Genomic DNA, 17,002 nt, shown 5'->3' on the forward strand with positions numbered 1-17,002 from the left:
TCAGGCGGCCTGACCGGTCTTTGTGACGAGGTAGTTGCCGAGCACCAGGTAGTCGATCTCGGTGCCCAGGAAGCAGTTCAGCGCGTCGGCCGGGGAGCACACGATCGGCTCGCCCGCCACGTTGAACGACGTGTTGATCAGGCAGGGCACGTCGGTCAGCGCGGTGAAGCGGCGCAGCAGCGTCGCCAGCAGCGGCGTGTCCTCGTCGGTGATGGTCTGCACCCGGGACGTACCGTCGACGTGTGTCGCACCCGGGATGATGTTGTGGTACTCCGGGCGCACCGGGAACACGAACGTCATGTAGGGCGAACGCTTCTTGCGGCCCATCTCGAAGATCTTGTCCGCGTCCGACTCCAGCACGATCGGCGCGAACGGGCGGAACGGCTCACGGTGCTTCACCCGGGTGTTGATGACATCCTTGATGTCCGCGAACTTCGGGTTCGCCAGGATGCTGCGGTGGCCCAGCGCCCGCGGGCCGTGCTCCAGCCGGCCCTGGAACCAGCCGATGACGACCTTCTCGGTGAGCAGCTTCGCCACCTGGTCGGCGACCTCGCCGTCGGGGATGCGGGTGTACTCCACCCGGTCGCCGAACTCGCGCAGGGTGCTCTCGATCGTCGCCTCGTCGTACTCCGGCCCCACGTACGGGGTGACCGTGTCGGCGTACTTGACCTCGGCGGTGTTGTCGGGGTGGTTGGCCCAGGCGTGGACGGCGGCACCGATGACGACGCCGGTGTCGCTGGCGCCGAAGCTCACCGACATGTCCTCGAAGCGCGAACCCTCCAGGAGCTGGGTGTTGTTGACGCAGTTCAGCGCCAGACCGCCCTCGAAGAGCAGGTGGTTCAGGTCGGTCCTGGACTCCAGGGCGCGCAGCTGGTGGCTGGTGACGGCGGTGAGCATGTCCTGCGCCGCGGCGGCGATGTTGGCCTTGTACTCCAGGGTGTCCTGGAACGGTCCGAAGCACTTCTCGAACAGGCCGTCGAAGCAGCGGGGGTTCTCCAGGTCGTGCGGCCGGACCAGGGAGTAGCGGCCCCCCTCGTGCAGCTGGACGATGTGCTCCAGGAACGGGTTCGGCGAGGGCGCCTCGGCGAACCCGGACAGGCCCATGACCTTGTACTCGTCGTTGTTCGGCACGAAGCCCAGGAAGCGCGTGATCGAGGCGAACAGGTTGCCCAGCGAGTCGTTGGCGCTGATGATCGACTCTTCGAAGACGCGGATCTTGCCGTCGCGTATTTCACCGGTCAGCGAGGAGAAAAGCTCGGCGCGACCGTCACTGATGAGGAATGCGGTGTCCTTCATTCCCGCCATGTAGTAACCGGTCATCGCGTGCGCGAGGTGGTGCTGGACGAACACCACCTTCTCCGGGTCGGGAGTGAATCCGGTGCGGGCGGCGAAGTCGGCGAGAATCGCTTCGCGACCGAGGGCCTTGTCGAACAGTTCACCGATGCGGGCGAGCCGGTCGACCTTTTCCATGGGCGGCAGCGGAGCCGACGCCAGGTCGTGCATGGTCGCGTCGAAGACCTCGTTGGAGAAATTCCACGGGATGGCGATGAGGTCGATGTCGGAGAACTCGATGCCGGCCTTCTCGAGGCACCACTGCACCGCGTTGATCGGGAAGTCGGAGGTCTTCTTCTCCCGGTTGAGCCGCTCTTCCTCCACGGCAGCCACCAGCTTGCCGTCCACCAACAGCGCTGCGCCCGCGTCATGGCCGAGGATGTAGTGCTTCTCCGTCCCGACCGCGCCGAACTTGTCGGCGAAGACTTCTGCGCCCCGGGTGAACCCGTTGCAACCCAGAACAATCATGACAAATTTCCTTCTCTGTTCTGCTGCGTCGCGTGCACGGTCCGCCAGCCGGCGAACAGAGCCCTGACGGTGTCGGACGGCTGCGTGCCGGACTTTCCAAGTGCGGAAATAATTCGAGCGTCTTTTGCCTACCGAATTTCCCGGCCAGGCTACCGACGCGGATCAGCCGGTTGCAATGTGCGGATCACACCGCTATAAGTGCGTTTCTCACAGCTCGGCGAAAGGCTGTGAGATGATCGGTCGCTTACAATCGGAGCGCGTGGCGGAGTCGAACACACGCCTTCCCGACATCGCTGCCATTGCATTGCCGGCGGCAAACGTATGCGCCGTATTCAGCATCAAACCAGTCCCTGGGAGAGGCTGCCATGCCACTGGACCGCATACTTCGTAACCTGATCACCTGGCAACGCGCCGGCGGCCCCCCGGCCTCCCTTCGCGACATGACCGTCGAGCAGGCCCGCGAACGGTATCTCGCCAACGCGATCCGCCCCCGCCGCCCGGACGGCGACGCGGGCCCCGCCGTCACGACGGCCGACCACCGGGTCGGCACCGCGGACGGGTCGTCGTTCCGGGTCCGGGTCTACACCCCCGCGTCCGACGAGGGCCGGGTGATCACCTATCTGCACGGCGGCGGATGGGTGCTGGGCGACATCGACAGCCACGACTGGGTGTGCCGCATCGTGGCCGAGTCGCTGGGCGCGGTCGTCGTCTCCGCCGACTACCGGCGGGCCCCGGAGTTCCCCTATCCCACTCCCCTGCTCGACGCCATCGCCGCGGCCCGCTGGACGAGCCGCGCCTTCCCGGACCGCGACCACGTCATCGCCGGGGACAGCGCCGGAGCCAGTCTGTCGGTCGGAGTGGCCATGGACGCGCGCGACACCGGCGACGTGGAGTTCGCCGCGCAGCTCCTGCTGTACCCGCCGGCGGATCCCAGCCTGCGCTTCGCCGCGGCCGGTGCGCACCCCGAGGGCTACCTGCTGTCCGTCGACGACATGGCCTGGTCCTACGACCAGTACGTGCCCGACCCGCAGCAGCGCGCCGAACCCGCCCTCGACCTGCTCGGCGCGGATCTGCGGCACCTGCCGCCGGCGGTGGTCGGCACGGCCGAGTTCGACCCGCTCCACGACGAGGGCGTCGAGCTGGCCGACAAGCTGTGCGTCGACGGCGTCGCCGTCCGCCACGTGCCCGGTCCCGGTCTGGTGCACGGCTACTTCCTCATGCAGGACATCGTGCCGGCGGCGGCCGTCTGCGCCCGGCGGGTCCTGGAGGAGCTGGACGCGGTGCTGCGGTCGGCACGGGAGGGACGCGAGAGTGCCCCGGCCACGTACGCCGAGGCACTCGGGGAGGGCTGAGCGAGCGGCGCCGGCGGGCACTCGCCCGCCGGCGCCCCGTGCCACCGCCCCGCCCGGCCCGACGGCCGGGCGGGGCGGTGCCGCACCGGGCGGCCCGTCGGACGGCCCGTCACCTGTCCCGCGCGGACCGGCTCGTCCGCCAGGCCCCCAGCGCGTCCGTCACCGGCTGCCCGTAGTCGGCGTACATCGGGCTCAGCTCGCCGTCCAGGAACAGCCCGCGCATCGCCACCCGCTGGATCTTGCCGCTGGTGGTGCGCCGCACCGCGCCGCGCCGCAGGAGGGCCACCCCGCCCACGGGGATGCCGAACTCGCGGTCGACCGTCTCCTTGATGCCGTCGGCCAGCCGGCGCAGCACGTCCTCGGCCGGGCGTCCGGTGACCTCGTGGGTCACGACGAGCACGTCCTCGGGCTCGGCGCCGCTCCTGGCGAGCGGCACGGTGAACGCGGCGCCGACGCTGCCCAGTTCGGGGTGGTGCTCGCGCAGCCGGCGCTCGATGTCCTGGGGGTACAGGTGGTGGCCGTACACGGTCACCGTCTCGGCGAGCCGGCCGGTCACGTACAGCTCGCCGTCGAACAGCGTGCCCAGGTCGCCGGTGCGCAGATAGCCGCCCTGCACGAAGGCCCGTTCCGTCGCGGGGGTGTCGCCCCAGTACGCGGTGCCGATGCTGGGGCCGCGCAGCCAGATCTCGCCGATGCCGCCCGGCTGCAGCGGCTCACCGGTGCCCGGGTCGACGATCAGCAGGTCGCAGTCGCTCGGGACACCGCAGCCGACCAGGTCGGCGCCGCTCTCGGCCGGGACGAAGCGGTTCTCCCGCAGCCGGTCCACGTCCACCGTGGTCACCACGGCCTTGCGGAACGCCACGCCCGACACGAAGACCGTGGACTCGGCCATGCCGTAGCAGGGACACAGCACGTCGTCCCGCAGGCCCGCGGGCGCGAACCGCTTCGCGAACGCGTCCAGCACCGCGGTGTCGATCGGCTCCGAGCCGTTGACGGCCACCCGCCACCGGGACAGGTCCAGCCCGGCCAGCTGCTCGTCGCTGACCCGGGAACAGCACAGTTCGTAGGCGAAGTTGGGGGCCGCGGACAGGTGGATGCCGTACTTGTCGATCACCTGGAGCCAGTGGTGCGGCCGCTTCAGGAAGGCGCTCGAGCGCATCAGCACACAGGTGCCGCCGAGCAGCAGGGCGGGCAGGATCTGACCGAGCAGCCCCATGTCGTGGTAGTGCGGAATCCATCCGCCCAGCCGGGTGCCGGCGCCCATCGCGAACGCGCGGCGCTGGCTGTCCACGTTGTGCAGCAGGTTGCCGTGGGTGAGGGTGACGCCCTTGGGGTCGCCGGTGGAACCCGAGGTGTACTGGAGCATCGCGAGGCTCTGCTGGTCCAGCTCCTCGGGCGTCCAGGACTCGCCCGGGTCCGCCAGGCCGGCGCTGTCGGTGGCCAGCACCCGGGTGCCGGTGAGTCCTTCGCCGTCGACCCAGGCCTGCACCTCGGGCAGGTTCTCCGCGTCGGTCAGGGCAGCGGAGACCGCGGCGTTCCGCGCGATGCCGGTCACCCGCGCCTGCTCGTGCCGGTAGCGGCCGGGCAGCGGCGCCGGGACGGCGGCCACGCCGGCGTACAGACAGCCCACGTAGGCGGCGGCGAAGTCGAAGCCGGTCGGGTACAGCAGGAGCACCCGGGTGCCCACGGGGTAGCGGGCCCGCAGCCATGAGCCGATCTTTCTGGCCTCGGCGTCCAGTTGAGCGTATGACCACCGGGTGTCGCCGTCGGTCCGCTCCACGTCGTCAACAAGGATCACCGCGGTGCGTTCCGGCGTCGTGAGCGCGTGCTCACGAATCACCGCGGCAGCATCGGTAGCGTGCGGTAGATCGACCATGACTCTGGTTTCCTCTTTCCCGCCGTGTGCACGGCCCGGTACCGCCAAGACGGCCGGCAAGTACCTCGTCAAGGTGGGTTGTGCGGTCATTGGGCGTTGCGTCGACGCCGTCCCTCCCGGCCCCGGAGGGGGAGCCGGCACCGGGAGGGATGGCGGTGGCCTGGCCACCGGGCGCCTCGTGGTGCGTCGGGCGCCGGTGACCGGCGGTCGGCGGCGGTGCCGCCGACGTTCGTGCCGGGACGGCCCCGGGCCGTCCCGTCCGGCGAGCGCGGCCCGGCGCTACGGCCGGGCGACGAACAGCTCGCGGGCCTTGGCCCGCTGGAGCTTCCCGCTGGTCGTCTTGGGGATGCTGCGCTTGGGAACGAGATGGATCTCGGCGGGGGCCACGCCGGTCCGGGAGCTGACCGCGGACCGCACGGCCTGGCGCAGCGCGTCGTGGTGCTCCGCGTCCAGCTCCGTCTCGACGATCAGGTGCAGTTCCTCGGAGTCGGCGTCCTCGGCCCGGTGCCCGACCGCGATCACCGCGCCCAGCCGGACACCGGGCACGGTCTCCGCGGCCTGCTCGAAGTCCTGCGGGAAGTAGTTGGCCCCGCGGATGATGACGAGGTCCTTGGCGCGGCTGGTGATCCGCAGCGCGCCGTCCCGCAGGTAGCCGATGTCCCCGGTGCGCCACCAGTCGGGCGCGTCGACGCACGCCGCGGTCTCCTCGGGCAGGTCGAAGTACCCGGACGTGCGCGAGGGGCCGCGGAACTGGACGTGCCCGATCCCGTTCTCCCCGAGCGGCCGGCCCTCGTCGTCGACGATGCGCACCTCGGTGCCGGCCACCGGCTTGCCGCAGTCGACGATGTGCAGGGCCTCGGTGCTGTCCGGGTCGACGTCGACGGCCCGTCCCCCGCCGACCGCGGACTGCCGGTCGATGGAGTCGTACCGGAACGGCGCGTCCGGCCGGGTGCTGGTGATGGCCAGGGTCGCCTCGGCCATGCCGTAGCCGGGGACGAAGGCGCTCTCGGGCAGGCCCCAGCGGCGGAAGCGCTCGACGAAGCGCTGCACGGTGACGGGCTGGATGGGTTCCGCCCCGCAGAGCGCCCCGCGCCAGGACGACAGGTCCACGCCCTCCATGTCCTCGTCGCGGACGCGGGAGGTGAGGTAGCCGTAGGCGAAGTTCGGGGCGGCTCCGAAGGCGCCGCGGTAGTGGCTGATGTACTGGAGCCACTCGACCGGGGCGCGCAGGAACCGCGAGGGGGACATCAGCACCGCGTCGCCGCCGACGTGGACCGGGCACAGCAGGCCCGTGATCAGGCCCATGTCGTGGTAGAGCGGGGCCCAGCTGACGGTCGTGTCCGCACGGGTCCAGCCGAGGACGTCGACGATCTGCTCGCAGTTCGCGGCCAGGTGGGCGTGCGAGATCATCACGCCCTTGGGCTTGCCCGTGGAGCCGGAGGTGCACTGGATCAGGGCCAGGTCGTCGCCGTCCGGACGGCGGATCGGGTGCTGGGGGGCGTCGCTCGCGGTGGCGCGGGCATAGAGCTCCTCGCCGTCGATCAGCGGGGTGTCGAAGAGGCCGTCGAGGGCCTGGATCACCGCGGACGTGGTGACGACGGCGGCGGGGCGCAGATAGCCGACGAGGTCCTTGAGCTGGCCCTCGAAGCCGGCGGCGCCGCCGAAGCGCAGCGGTACGGCGATGGCCGTGGGCATGGCGCCGGCCAGCTGGGTGCCGAAGAAGGCGGTGATGAACCGCGAGCCGGTCGGCAGGCAGAGCACCACCCGGTCGCCGCGGCCGACGCCCCGCTCGGCGAGGGCCGCCGCGCACCGGGCGGCGTTCTCGACGAGGGCGTCGTAGCGCAGGGTCTCCTCGCGGCCGGGTTCCGGGATCAGCGTGACCGCGGATCCGTCGGAACCGCGCTCCGCCTCGGCCAGCAACGCGTGCAAGATACTCGGGAATCGCGGACGCAGTGCGGTCATCCGATGTGCTCCTCGATAGTGCTGCTGAACTGATCGACGATCCACGGCTGCACGGACACGTCGTCGGAGACGATGCGCGCGGGGTGGAACCCGTGCCGGGCGGCCAGGTCCCGGGCGGCCAGCACGCCCGCCGAGGCGAGACCGCCGTAGGACGGGCTCGGCGTCTCCGGCTCCAGGCCGAGGAGGATCGTTTCGGCCATGCAGGAGTAGAGGATCCCCGGAGGCAGGGTGATGCCCGGGAAGTGCGGGGTCTGCAGGCCGGGAAGCTGGATACGGCCACCGGACACCAGGGTGACGTTCGACAGGGCGGCCACCGCCGGGTGGACGTCGCCGGGCACCGCGAGGTCGCAGACGAGGACCTTGCGGTCACCGGCGAGGTGGTGCGGCAGGATCACCGGGTCCGCCGAGTTGGTGGCGCTGACCACCGTCGGGCAGTCCCGCAGGGCGTCCATGTCCTCGGCGATCGACACGTCCACCAGGGGGGAGAGCCGGTCGGCGACCGTCTTCAGCCGCCGGGCGGATCCGGGCCGGCCGACCAGCACCATCGAGTCGCAGTGCGGTGCGATGAGTTCGGCCATCACGGAGCCGATGTTGCCGATGCCGCCGACCAGGCCGACCCTGCGGTCCCCGGCGCCGGACTCGGCCAGCGTCAGCCGCAGCAGGTCGTAGGCGCAGGCGGCGGTCAGCGAGTTGCCCGACGTCACCCTGACGTCGTGCTCCACCACGTCCCGCGCGGCGTTGGTGACGATGGAGGTGTGGCCGCCGAGGCCGATGACGCCGGCGCCGAGCGAGACGCCCAGCTCCACCGCCTCCAGCACGGTGCGGCGCAGCCACGCCCCCTGCCCGGCCCGCAGCGCGGCGTTGGCCTGGGCGGCGGTGAACGGCACCGCCACCATGATGACCTCGACCGTGCCCTGGGCCTCGGAGGTCACCCGGTGCCGGGCGACCTCGAACGGGTCCATCTCGCCCCACACCCGGTCGAGGGTCGCGTCGCACTGCTCGTCCGACCAGGAGGCCAGTTCCGGTGCCATGGCGCGCAGCTTGCTCGGGCTGTCGAGGTTGGCGAGGAACGCCACCCGCGGCACGTCGGACCGGTCCGTGCCGGGGGCCGGCCGGTCGCGGCGGGGCAGCGGGACATGCTGGCGCGGCTGCCAGGCGCCGGCCGCAGGAACGGCCAGGTGTTCCAGCACCGTCGCGTACTCGCCCCGCGAGAGCAGGCCCGCGACCTCGTCGAACGCGGCGGCGACCCGGTCCACGTCGGCCGGTTCGAGCAGCGCCGACGGCTGGACGCGCACCGTCGTGGGGGCGGACAGGGTGGGGATGACGCGGATGCTGTGGGTGTGCAGCAGCCGGCCCGCGACGAGGTAGCCCAGCGACTCCGTGTCGAACACCTCGCGCAGCAGCGCCGATTCGGGCTGCGGCAGGGCGAACTCGACGCCCAGGAGCAGCCCGCGTCCGCGCACCTCGACGATGGCGTCCGGCCACTTGGCGGCCACCTCGGTCAGCCGGTCGCGCAGCAGCGTGCCGATCTCGGTGACCCGCTCGCGGTAGGAGAGGGCCAGGTCGAGCGCGGCCGTCGCGATGCGCGAGGAGAAGTCGTCGTCGGCGAAGGTGGAGGTGTGGTGGCGGCCGAAGTCGGCCACGTACCGCTTCTCGGCGACCAGCAGCGCGGATATCTTGGCGAGTCCGCCGCCGAGGGACTTGGAGAGCAGGTAGTAGTCCGCGACCACACCGGAGTCCTCGGAGGCGAGGAAGGTGCCGGTACGGCCCATGCCGCACTGGATCTCGTCGAAGACCAGCGCCGCGTCGTGGCGGTCGGCCAGTTCGCGCAGCGCGGCCAGGGTCTCCGCGGGGACCTCGCGGACCCCGGACTCGCCCTGGATGGGCTCGGCGAAGCAGGCGGCCACCGGCGACAGCTGCCGCTCGGCGGAGTGCGGGACCCCGGCGGAGTCCACGGTGACCGTGTGCACCGCGACGCGTTCGGCGTCGAGCGCGCCGCGCACCGCCTCGGGCGCCCAGTCGTACAGCCGGCGGTGCCGCGGTCCCGGCACGTGCAGGTCCTCGGGGACGTTGCCGCCGTGGGTCAGCGTGCCGGCGCCGGTCGACTTGCCGTGGAAGGCGTTCCGCAGCGACACGAACACCGGGTCCGCGCCCCGCAGCCGGGAGATCCGGTCGAGCGTCTCGCTCAGCACCTCGGCGCAGGGCCGGCCGGCCGCGGGTCCGCTCGCGACGGGAAGGTCCGCGATGCCGTCGCGGCGCACCCGGCGCAGCGCCAGCTCGGTCTCCTCCTCGAGCGCGCCGAGCCGGCGCCGGTGCTCGACGGTGGCGTGCTTGACCGCGGCCTCCACCGCGTCCGCGCCGGTGTTGCCGAGGGTGACCACGTAACCGGTGCCCGTGGTGGCGCCGACGATCTCCGAGAGGCGCCGGGCCAGTTCGGCCGCGCCCGGGCGGATGCTGCCCTGGGCGTTGAACGGGGTCTGTTCGTCGAGGCACCGGCGCGCCACCTCCAGCAGCGCCGGGTGGTTGTGGCCGAACAGCGAGGCGCCCGCGCCTCCGACGAGGTCCAGCACCCGCTCCCCCGCCGCGGAGCCGTCCGCGGACCGGCGGGTCAGGTGGTCGCCCTGGCCGGCCTCGTAGGTCACGTCCAGGTTGAGCGCCCGGAAGAGGCGGGCGAGTTCCGGGCGGGCGTACCGCGCGAAAAGGTCATCGGCGTTCATGCGTCACTGCCTCCTTGCCCGGCCCGCGCCGTCAGCGACGCGGTGACCTGATCCACCACGTCCCGCAGTGTCCGCATCTCGGCCGCCTGCTCGTCCGAGATATGCACGTCGAACTCGGATTCCATCTCGACGATCAGATCGATGGAACGCACGGAGTCGAGGCCGTAGTCCACCAGCGGGACATCGGGGTTGAGTTCGGGTACCTGTAGTCGGCGACGGAACAGTTCATCGACGACCTCGTGAATATCGCGATTCATTGCCTTCTTTTCCCCCATTCGATGCACTGTTCCTTCGGCCGATGCGGGCTCGGAAGGACAAGGCGAATCGTCAGAGTTCAACGCCGTATCGCCACGGCGAACGAAAGATCTGCCTCCGTGCGAACCCACACCGGTACCGGTTCGCCTCGGTACGACGCGGTCAGCGCGCCGTCGGACTGGTCGAGCTCGATCCGCCAGAACAGGAAGTCGCCCAGTCCGCCGATGCCGTTCAGGGCCTTGAAGGCCGCTTCCTTGGCGGCGAACAGCTCCCGCGGGGTGTACGCCCCGGCGGGCGGAAGCAGCGTCCGTCGCTCCCGCTCCCGCAGGACGAAGGCGGCGGTCCGGGGTTTGATGGCCGCGGTCTCGATGTCGACGCCGACGGCTTCGGCGCCGGCCGCCACCACCGCGACGGCCAGGTGATCCGTGTGGGAGATGGAACCCGCATAGCCCCGCGGGAAACGCGGCCGGCCGTCGGGATCGCGGGGCACGATCCGGTCGGCCGACCCGGCCGCGGCCAGGGCCGAGGCGGCCGCGCGACGGCCCGCCGCGAACTGCTCGGCCCGTCCGTGCGGCCACGGCACCGGGCAGGTGGCCAGCGTTGTCCCCGGTGCGACTCCCGCGGGAATCACCAGTTCGACCGCCACCGTCCGTCCTTCAGCCGCGCAGTGCCACGACGTGCCCCGCCAGTGATTCGATCGAGCGCAGGACCTCGGGCTCGACGTCGTCGTCCCACTCGAAGCCGAACGCGTCCTCCATCGCCACCAGCAGGCTCACCAGCGCGGTGGAGGGCAGCCCCGCCTCGCGCAGCGAGACGGTGTCCGGCACGTCGCTGACGAACCGGTCGCTGCCGAACAGGTCGGCCAGCAGTTCCCTGATCCGCTGCTTGACCTCGTCCGTCGTGATCGCCGCCGTGTCAGACATTCGCTTCCGTCTCCTCGACGAACCTGCGGACGATCGACTGGAACGTCTCGGGGTCGTCCAGGAAGGGCACGTGGCCGGCGTTCGTCATGATCTCGCAGCGGCCGTTCCCGAACAGCTTGGCCAGCTCGTGGCCGCGCGACGGGGTGAGCAGGATGTCGTCGTCGCCGAGCACGATGACCGTCGGGGCGGCGATCCGCGACAGCAGCTCGGGGCTGGTGTCGCCCTCCTGGACGAGCGCCAGGCCGTTGGCGAGCTCCTCCGGGGTGGACATCGCGAGGAACGCCTCGCGGAAGCCCAGGAAGCCGGGGGTGCCGCCCTCCTCGTTCATCTCCCCGCTGATCACCTCGGGGTAGATGTGGCCGTACAGGGCGGCCATGCCGTGGTTCTTCAGCGTCAGCAGCCACGCCCGGTTGAGCTGCCGGTGGCGCCGCATGCCGGTGAGACCGAACACCGGGCCCGCCAGCACCAGGCCCTTGACCCGGTCCGGGTGGGCCAGCGCCACGTCACGGGCGAGCTGGGTGGAGGCCGAGCTGGCGACCAGGTAGGTCGACTCGATGCCCAGCGCGTCGAGCAGACCGATCAGGTCCGCCCCGTGCTCCTCCCAGGTGGGCTCCTTGTCGAGCTTCGAGGACTGGCCGTGGTTGGCCAGGTCGTAGCTCACCACCCGGAAGTCGCGCACCAGGTCCTGGGTGAAGGCGCGCCAGAGCGGGCTGGTGATGAAGAAGTTGTTGAGGAGGGTGATGGCCGGGCCCTCACCGCGCGACTCGTAATAGAGTTCGACGCCCTCGCGGGTCGTGACGCGCGGCAGGTCCTCCGGGTACTGGAGGTCGAGTTGCTCCAGGGCTTCAGCGGCTGACATTGCTTTCCAGTCCTTTCTCGGTCTGTACGACTCCGGCGCCCGGGAGCACCCGTGCGAACCGGGCGACGACGTCGGCCGCCGATATCTCGTCGGAGAGCGCGCTGCAGGACATGCCGCAGTACATCGCCATCTCCTCGATCCGGCCGCTGGTCGCGTCGGTGGGCACGGCCGCGCTGAAGCGCGGCACGAGATACGGCTTTCCTTCGACCACGGTCTTGCCGATGAACTTCTTGGGCTGCCCCGGATCGTCGGTCACGGGCGTCGCCAGCACGCGGTGCCGCCGCCCCGGCCACCCGATCTCGTACACATCGGTGATCACGGTGTCGGACTCGTCGGCGGCGGTCACGGCCGCCTTGAAGCGCGGGTGGGCCCGCGACTCGTGCGCGACGACGAAGGCCGTACCGAGCAGCACGCCGTCGGCTCCGGCGGCGACGGCGCGGGCGGCCTCGGCGGGCGAGCCGATCCCGCCCGAGGCGACCAGGCAGGCGTCCGGCAGCCGCTCGCGCAGCGCGGTGACCAGCTCGTCCCGGAGGGAGGTGCCGAGCAGGTGGCCGCCGGCCTCGGTGCCCTGGGCCACCACCACGCCGCCCCGCTCGGCGACGCGCACCCCGTCCTCGACGGTCCCGACCTGCACGACCAGGTCCCGCCCCGCGGCGACGACCCGGTCGAGCACCGCGTCGTCGGGCAGGCCGAAGAGGGACACGTGCACGCGGTCCGGCGTCTCGTCGAGGACCTGGGCCAGCTGGCGGTCCAGCTCGTCCGGCCCGACGACCTCCGGGATCAGGTTCACGCCGACGGGCCGCTCGGTGCCCTCGGCCAGCCGGCCGAGCATGGCCGACAGCGGGGCACCGACCAGCTTGTAGCCGCCCGCACAGCCCGCCGCGCCGGCCTCGGACACGGCGCACGCCAGCTCGGTGCCCGCGACACCGCCCATGCCCGACTGCAGCAGGCTCACATCCAGGCCGAGGACCTGCGCCAGGGAGGCACGCATCAGCCCAGACTCTCCACCGCGGCCACCGCGGCGTCGGTGCCGCCGAACCGCTCCGTCAGGGTGTGCACCCAGCGCTCCAGGCCGAAGGCGAGGCAGCTGGTGTGGGCCGTGGCGTCACCGGCCTGGATGCCGCAGCGCTCGCCGAAGAAGTTGCGGTGGTAGTTGACGGAGCCGATCGCCAGGCCGTTGACGACGAACTCCTCCTTCACCGGGAACAGGCGCTGCATCTTGGCCTTGCCGCTGTTCTTGTCGAAGAACGGGTCGGTGGCGACCTCGATCTCGAAGTCGAGGCCGAGTTCGGCGCACAGGGTCTGCACGGCGTCCTTGGCGCGCAGCAGGTGGTTCTTGGCGACGTCCTCGGGTCCGATGCAGACGATCTCCCGCATGGAGAAGCCGAGCAGCCGCTGCAGGCCGTCGTAGTGGTCCTCGTTGCGGAAGCAGGTGCCGAGCGTGGTCCGCATCGCGCCCTCGGCCGGCAGGGCGCTGCCGGCCAGCTCGACGTAGATGGCGTAGCAGGCCGCGGACGGCAGGGCGAACCCGGTCGGCTGCATCACCTCGGTGGGGATGCGCTCCAGCGGCCGGTCGGACTCGGCGAGCAGGGGGGCGACGCGGTCCGGGTCGAGGCGGGTGGCGGCCAGGCCGAGGTGCGGGAAGTTGTCGTAGTAGTCGAACATGTCGAGGTCCCGGCACTGCATGAGGAACGGGAACCGGAACTCCGGGGCGTCCCAGCCGTCGGCCAGGCGGCGGAACACGGAGTCGATGGCCCGCAGCAGTCGCAGCTGTCCGCCGTCGAGAACTCTCAAGCCGTTGTCGGTTGCTGTGGTCATCGTGCCGCTTTCCGCTTGAAGAATCGGGCTTCGATCGCGTTGAGGGTGCGGAAGTCGTCCAGGTCCACGTCTTCCGGATCGATCGGCTCGCCGGTCAGTTCCTCCAGCAGGAAGATGAACTCGACGAAGGCCAGTGAGTTGATGGCCCGGCTGTCGATCAGGTCCAGGTCGTCGGGCACCTGCCCGAGCTTGGGGTTGCGGCCGAGGATGAACTCCCGGACCGCCTGGAGTTGATCGGTCATTTGACGATTTCCCTACCGACGCCGGCCTTGGACAGGAACTTGCGGGTCCGCTTCAGGACCTCGTCGTGCGCCGCCACGCGGGCGGGGTGCTCCAGCGCCCGCCGCCGCAGCGACAGCGCGTCCGGGATACCGGCGTCGCGGTAGGCGGCCGGGTTGTAGAGGGTGCCGATGCTGTACTGGAGGTAGTTCTCCAGGTACTCGGCGACCACGGGAACCTCGTCGGGGTCGCGCTTGGCCACCTGTCCGAGCAGGTTCGTGAAGATCATCCGGCCGAACGCGACGTGCCGGCTCTCGTCCTGGTGGTGGACCCGGTTGATCTCCCGCGCGATGGGCGGCAGCGACTGGTCGGTCGCCATGTGCGCGTTGTAGTAGTCGACGATCTCCTCGAAGATCAGGATCCGCGCGAACACGATCATCTCGCGCGCCACCGGCGACAGGTGCTCCACCGAGTCGGCCTTCAGCGTCGGCTGCGCCGGGTACAGCTTGCCGCCGTACCGCAGGCAGAACTGCGCGAAGAACCACATGTGCTCGTTTTCCTCACCAATGAAGTGGTGCAGGAACTCCGAGACGTTGGCGTACGTCTTCTCGTGGATGCGCATGACCACTTCGCTCATCAGCTCACGGATCCCGTGGATGTTGAGACTGAAGAAGTTGATCGCCTCGTACCGGGTCAGCGCCAGCTGCTGCTCTCGCGTCAGCTCGTCCCACATCGGCGTCCCCGCCAGCGTGGTCAGGCTCTCGCTCATCCACGGCATGTCCGGCTCGATCTTGTCGGGCCAGTCGAACATCGTGTACGGGTTGTAATAGCCGGACTCCGCCAGCTGCTCCAGCCGGTCGAGGTTCAGGTGAACCGGCTCGATCTCACGTACCGCCATTTTTTTCACTCGCCTTTCCCTGTGCAGGATTCCCCGTGCAAGGCACCAGGTTCTGACCTGGGCGGTGGGGTGCGGGATTCGGTCACGCCGCACCCGTGCAAACGCGTGCGGTGGTCCGGGACGTCAGCTCCGGCGGACGGCGCGGATGTCCGCGTGGATCTCGGCCGGGCGCGGTGAGCCGCACTCATGACGGCCGAAGGGCTCGTTGCCGGACGCGGTCGAGGGGATCACCTTGTTGTAGACCGACCCCAGGCACAGCTCCCGGAACGCCTCGGTGTCGTCCGGCAGCCGCGCGGCCAGCTGCGCCTTGGCGATGTCGACCGTACGCAGCGCACCGTCGTCGTCCACGACCTCCACACACGCGTGCGGAAGATCCAGCGCACCACCCAGCACACCACAGAACCAGCCACGCTTGGCCTGCGCCCGGTACCCCGCCGCACGGAACCGCTCGGCCAGGAACAGACTCGCCGCGATACAGCTCGTCGCCCCCAGCTTGTGCACCAGCTCCACATCCGACTGCATCGACACCGGGATCATCTGCCAGCGGTACCCCGCCTCCAGGTACTCCCGCACCAGCTCACGCAGCACCGGCGACACGATCGGCGTGCGCGCACCCGTCGTCGTCACCCGCGCCGCGAACTGCGCCGACCCCGCACCCGGCTCCGGCCGCGACACATCCTCCAGCCGCCCGCCGAACCGGACCACGTCCGGCTCCTCGAAGTGCCACGGCGCCTCACCGGCACACTCCACACACTCCAGCCGGACCCGCACGTCCCACGTCTTGGGCCGCAGCAGATCCTCCACCGGCCGCCCCGCGAACCGGAACAGCATCCGGAACGCCAGCTCCGGCTGCGTCGTCGAACGACCCGAATACATACCGAGGTTGTACAGGTCATTCGCGTCGAAATAACGCTCCCCGGCCCGCTCCTCGAACGGCAGACCCACCCCGACCAGCCGGTCCACATCCCCCGGCTCACACCCGAGCATCTCCCGCGCGACCGACTCCGGCAAAGACTTCACCGAATACTCGGCAGGAATGAACTCGATGGAATCCGCTACCTTCTCCCAGGACGTACTACCGGCAGCTTCGGCTTGATACGGCACGACCCATCTCCCCCGGCGGAATAACCACGCCGGCGACCGGCGCATGCTTTCGTTCCATGAACTTGTGAATAACCACGAATAATCCGCCAGTCCCCCTCTGCCCGGACCCCCAGAAGCGCTCCCGACGTTAGCAGTCGGCGATCACATCAAGACAGGTTCACTCCACATTCGTCACTGTGCGTTTTTCATGGAGGGACCGGAGGATTTAATGCTTGACAGGTCCGGCGCGGCCTCGCCGGGGGCGGGCCGGGAGCGCCGTCGCCGGCGCCCCGGACGGGGTACCGCCGACGGCCGCCGACGCGGCGGACCCCGGTCCCGGCCGGTCCGCGACGCCGTCCGTACAGGTCCGGAGCGGGGCCGCCGGGGACTGCGCGGAGAAGCTCCGCCGGGACGCGGGACCCTGTCGAGTCCCGTTCGCCCGACGGAGCTTCGGTGTGCCGGTAGTCTGCTGTCGTGGGTGTGGTCAAGTGACCCACGAGTCAGCTTGGCGGGGCCCGTCGGCCGGGCCCGCGGGAGCGGGTACCGGCCGATCTCCGCCACCGGCGTGGCCGCCCGCGGCCGCCCTCCCGCTCAGATCCAGTGGGCGTCCCGGGCGATGCGCAAGGCGTCGATCCGGTTGCGCGCGCCGAGCTTCGTGACCATGGAGGAAAGGTAGTTGCGTACGGTTCCTTCGGACAGGCACAGTTGGCCCGCGATCTCGACGACCGTGTCACCGCGGGAGAGGTGTTCCAGTACCGCCAGTTGCCGTGTCGTCAGCGGGCAGTCGCCGTTGGCCACGGCCGCGACGGTCAGCTCGGGGTCGAAGACCCGCTCGCCCTGGTGGACCAGGTGAATGGCCTCGAACAGACGGCGGGGTGAGGCACTGCGCCGGACCATGCCGGCGATGTCTCCGGTGAAGGCCCGGCGAACGACCGAGCGGGTGCACGCGGTGGCGAGCAGCAGGGTCCGGCAGTGCGGCAGGCTCGCTATCTTCTCGGCGATTTCGATCGTTTCGTTGTCTCGGCCTTCGAAGCTGATGATCGCCACGTCGGGGCGATGTAACTCGGCGAACTCCAGGGCGGCGAGATTGCTGTCCACGGAAGCGGCGACCCTGATCTCGTCGCGCTGTTCGAGCAGTGCAGTGAGTGCGGATCGGGACAAATGCAGGTCGTCGAAGACCAAGACATCGATTCCCACTCGACTCCCCCTTCATCAACTGGGACCGCCCGACCTTATCATA

General features: G+C 70.5%; 15 protein-coding genes. 1 reads left to right on the forward strand and 14 read right to left on the reverse strand.

The window, feature by feature from the left end:
- The gene (locus tag SGLAU_RS04495) at positions 1–1,800 is read right to left on the reverse strand and encodes a carbamoyltransferase (protein ID WP_043498557.1); all 1,800 of its coding nucleotides are present in this window, start codon (positions 1,798–1,800) and stop codon (positions 1–3) included.
- Between the two features lie 440 nt (positions 1,801–2,240).
- Between SGLAU_RS04495 and SGLAU_RS04500 the strand changes: the two genes are divergently transcribed.
- Positions 2,241–3,152: an alpha/beta hydrolase gene (locus SGLAU_RS04500; RefSeq protein WP_052413618.1), complete on the forward strand. Its 912-nt coding sequence runs from the start codon at positions 2,241–2,243 to the stop codon at positions 3,150–3,152.
- A gap of 109 nt (positions 3,153–3,261) precedes the next feature.
- Here SGLAU_RS04500 and SGLAU_RS04505 read toward each other — a convergent pair whose 3' ends face one another.
- The 13 genes from SGLAU_RS04505 to SGLAU_RS04565 all read right to left on the reverse strand — a co-directional run bounded on the left by SGLAU_RS04505 (position 3,262) and on the right by SGLAU_RS04565 (position 16,959).
- Positions 3,262–4,992 carry a fatty acyl-AMP ligase gene (locus SGLAU_RS04505; RefSeq protein ID WP_244315177.1) on the reverse strand — a complete coding sequence of 577 codons (1,731 nt, stop codon included), beginning with the start codon at positions 4,990–4,992 and terminating at the stop codon, positions 3,262–3,264.
- Positions 4,993–5,307: 315 nt separating this feature from the next.
- Positions 5,308–6,948, reverse strand: a complete 1,641-nt coding sequence (locus tag SGLAU_RS04510) for a fatty acyl-AMP ligase (RefSeq protein WP_052413619.1) — start codon at positions 6,946–6,948, stop codon at positions 5,308–5,310.
- 38 nt (positions 6,949–6,986) lie between these two features.
- Positions 6,987–9,707, reverse strand: coding sequence for an aminotransferase class III-fold pyridoxal phosphate-dependent enzyme (locus tag SGLAU_RS32780; RefSeq protein ID WP_052413620.1), 2,721 nt, complete (start codon positions 9,705–9,707; stop codon positions 6,987–6,989).
- Positions 9,704–9,982: an acyl carrier protein gene (locus tag SGLAU_RS04520; RefSeq protein ID WP_043498560.1), complete on the reverse strand. Its 279-nt coding sequence runs from the start codon at positions 9,980–9,982 to the stop codon at positions 9,704–9,706. Before SGLAU_RS04520 ends, SGLAU_RS32780 begins: the two co-directional genes overlap by 4 nt.
- Before the next feature lie 59 nt (positions 9,983–10,041).
- Positions 10,042–10,608, reverse strand: coding sequence for a 4'-phosphopantetheinyl transferase superfamily protein (locus tag SGLAU_RS32785; protein ID WP_052413621.1), 567 nt, complete (start codon positions 10,606–10,608; stop codon positions 10,042–10,044).
- A 10-nt stretch (positions 10,609–10,618) separates the two neighbouring features.
- Positions 10,619–10,885 carry a phosphopantetheine-binding protein gene (locus tag SGLAU_RS04530; RefSeq protein WP_043498561.1) on the reverse strand — a complete coding sequence of 89 codons (267 nt, stop codon included), beginning with the start codon at positions 10,883–10,885 and terminating at the stop codon, positions 10,619–10,621.
- Positions 10,878–11,744 carry an alpha/beta fold hydrolase gene (locus SGLAU_RS04535; protein ID WP_043498563.1) on the reverse strand — a complete coding sequence of 289 codons (867 nt, stop codon included), beginning with the start codon at positions 11,742–11,744 and terminating at the stop codon, positions 10,878–10,880. Before SGLAU_RS04535 ends, SGLAU_RS04530 begins: the two co-directional genes overlap by 8 nt.
- Positions 11,731–12,735 (reverse strand): NAD(P)H-dependent flavin oxidoreductase, encoded by a 1,005-nt coding sequence (locus tag SGLAU_RS04540; protein ID WP_052413622.1) that lies wholly within the window; start codon positions 12,733–12,735, stop codon positions 11,731–11,733. The genes SGLAU_RS04535 and SGLAU_RS04540 overlap by 14 nt, the downstream gene beginning before the upstream one ends.
- Complete coding sequence (locus SGLAU_RS04545; RefSeq protein ID WP_043498565.1) at positions 12,735–13,562, reverse strand: hypothetical protein; 828 nt, start codon at positions 13,560–13,562, stop codon at positions 12,735–12,737. Before SGLAU_RS04545 ends, SGLAU_RS04540 begins: the two co-directional genes overlap by 1 nt.
- Complete coding sequence (locus SGLAU_RS04550; RefSeq protein WP_043498567.1) at positions 13,559–13,804, reverse strand: acetylxylan esterase; 246 nt, start codon at positions 13,802–13,804, stop codon at positions 13,559–13,561. The genes SGLAU_RS04545 and SGLAU_RS04550 overlap by 4 nt, the downstream gene beginning before the upstream one ends.
- A complete protein-coding gene (locus tag SGLAU_RS04555; protein WP_043498568.1) occupies positions 13,801–14,679 on the reverse strand; it encodes a diiron oxygenase in 879 nt (292 codons plus the stop codon). Before SGLAU_RS04555 ends, SGLAU_RS04550 begins: the two co-directional genes overlap by 4 nt.
- 123 nt (positions 14,680–14,802) lie before the next feature.
- On the reverse strand, positions 14,803–15,783 hold the full coding sequence (locus SGLAU_RS04560) for a hypothetical protein (RefSeq protein WP_043498569.1): 981 nt from the start codon (positions 15,781–15,783) through the stop codon (positions 14,803–14,805).
- Positions 15,784–16,353: 570 nt separating this feature from the next.
- Positions 16,354–16,959: a response regulator transcription factor gene (locus tag SGLAU_RS04565; RefSeq protein WP_043498570.1), complete on the reverse strand. Its 606-nt coding sequence runs from the start codon at positions 16,957–16,959 to the stop codon at positions 16,354–16,356.
- Positions 16,960–17,002: the final 43 nt, after the last annotated feature.

Source organism: Streptomyces glaucescens, assembly GCF_000761215.1.
In the GTDB taxonomy this organism is placed as follows: domain Bacteria; phylum Actinomycetota; class Actinomycetes; order Streptomycetales; family Streptomycetaceae; genus Streptomyces; species Streptomyces glaucescens_B.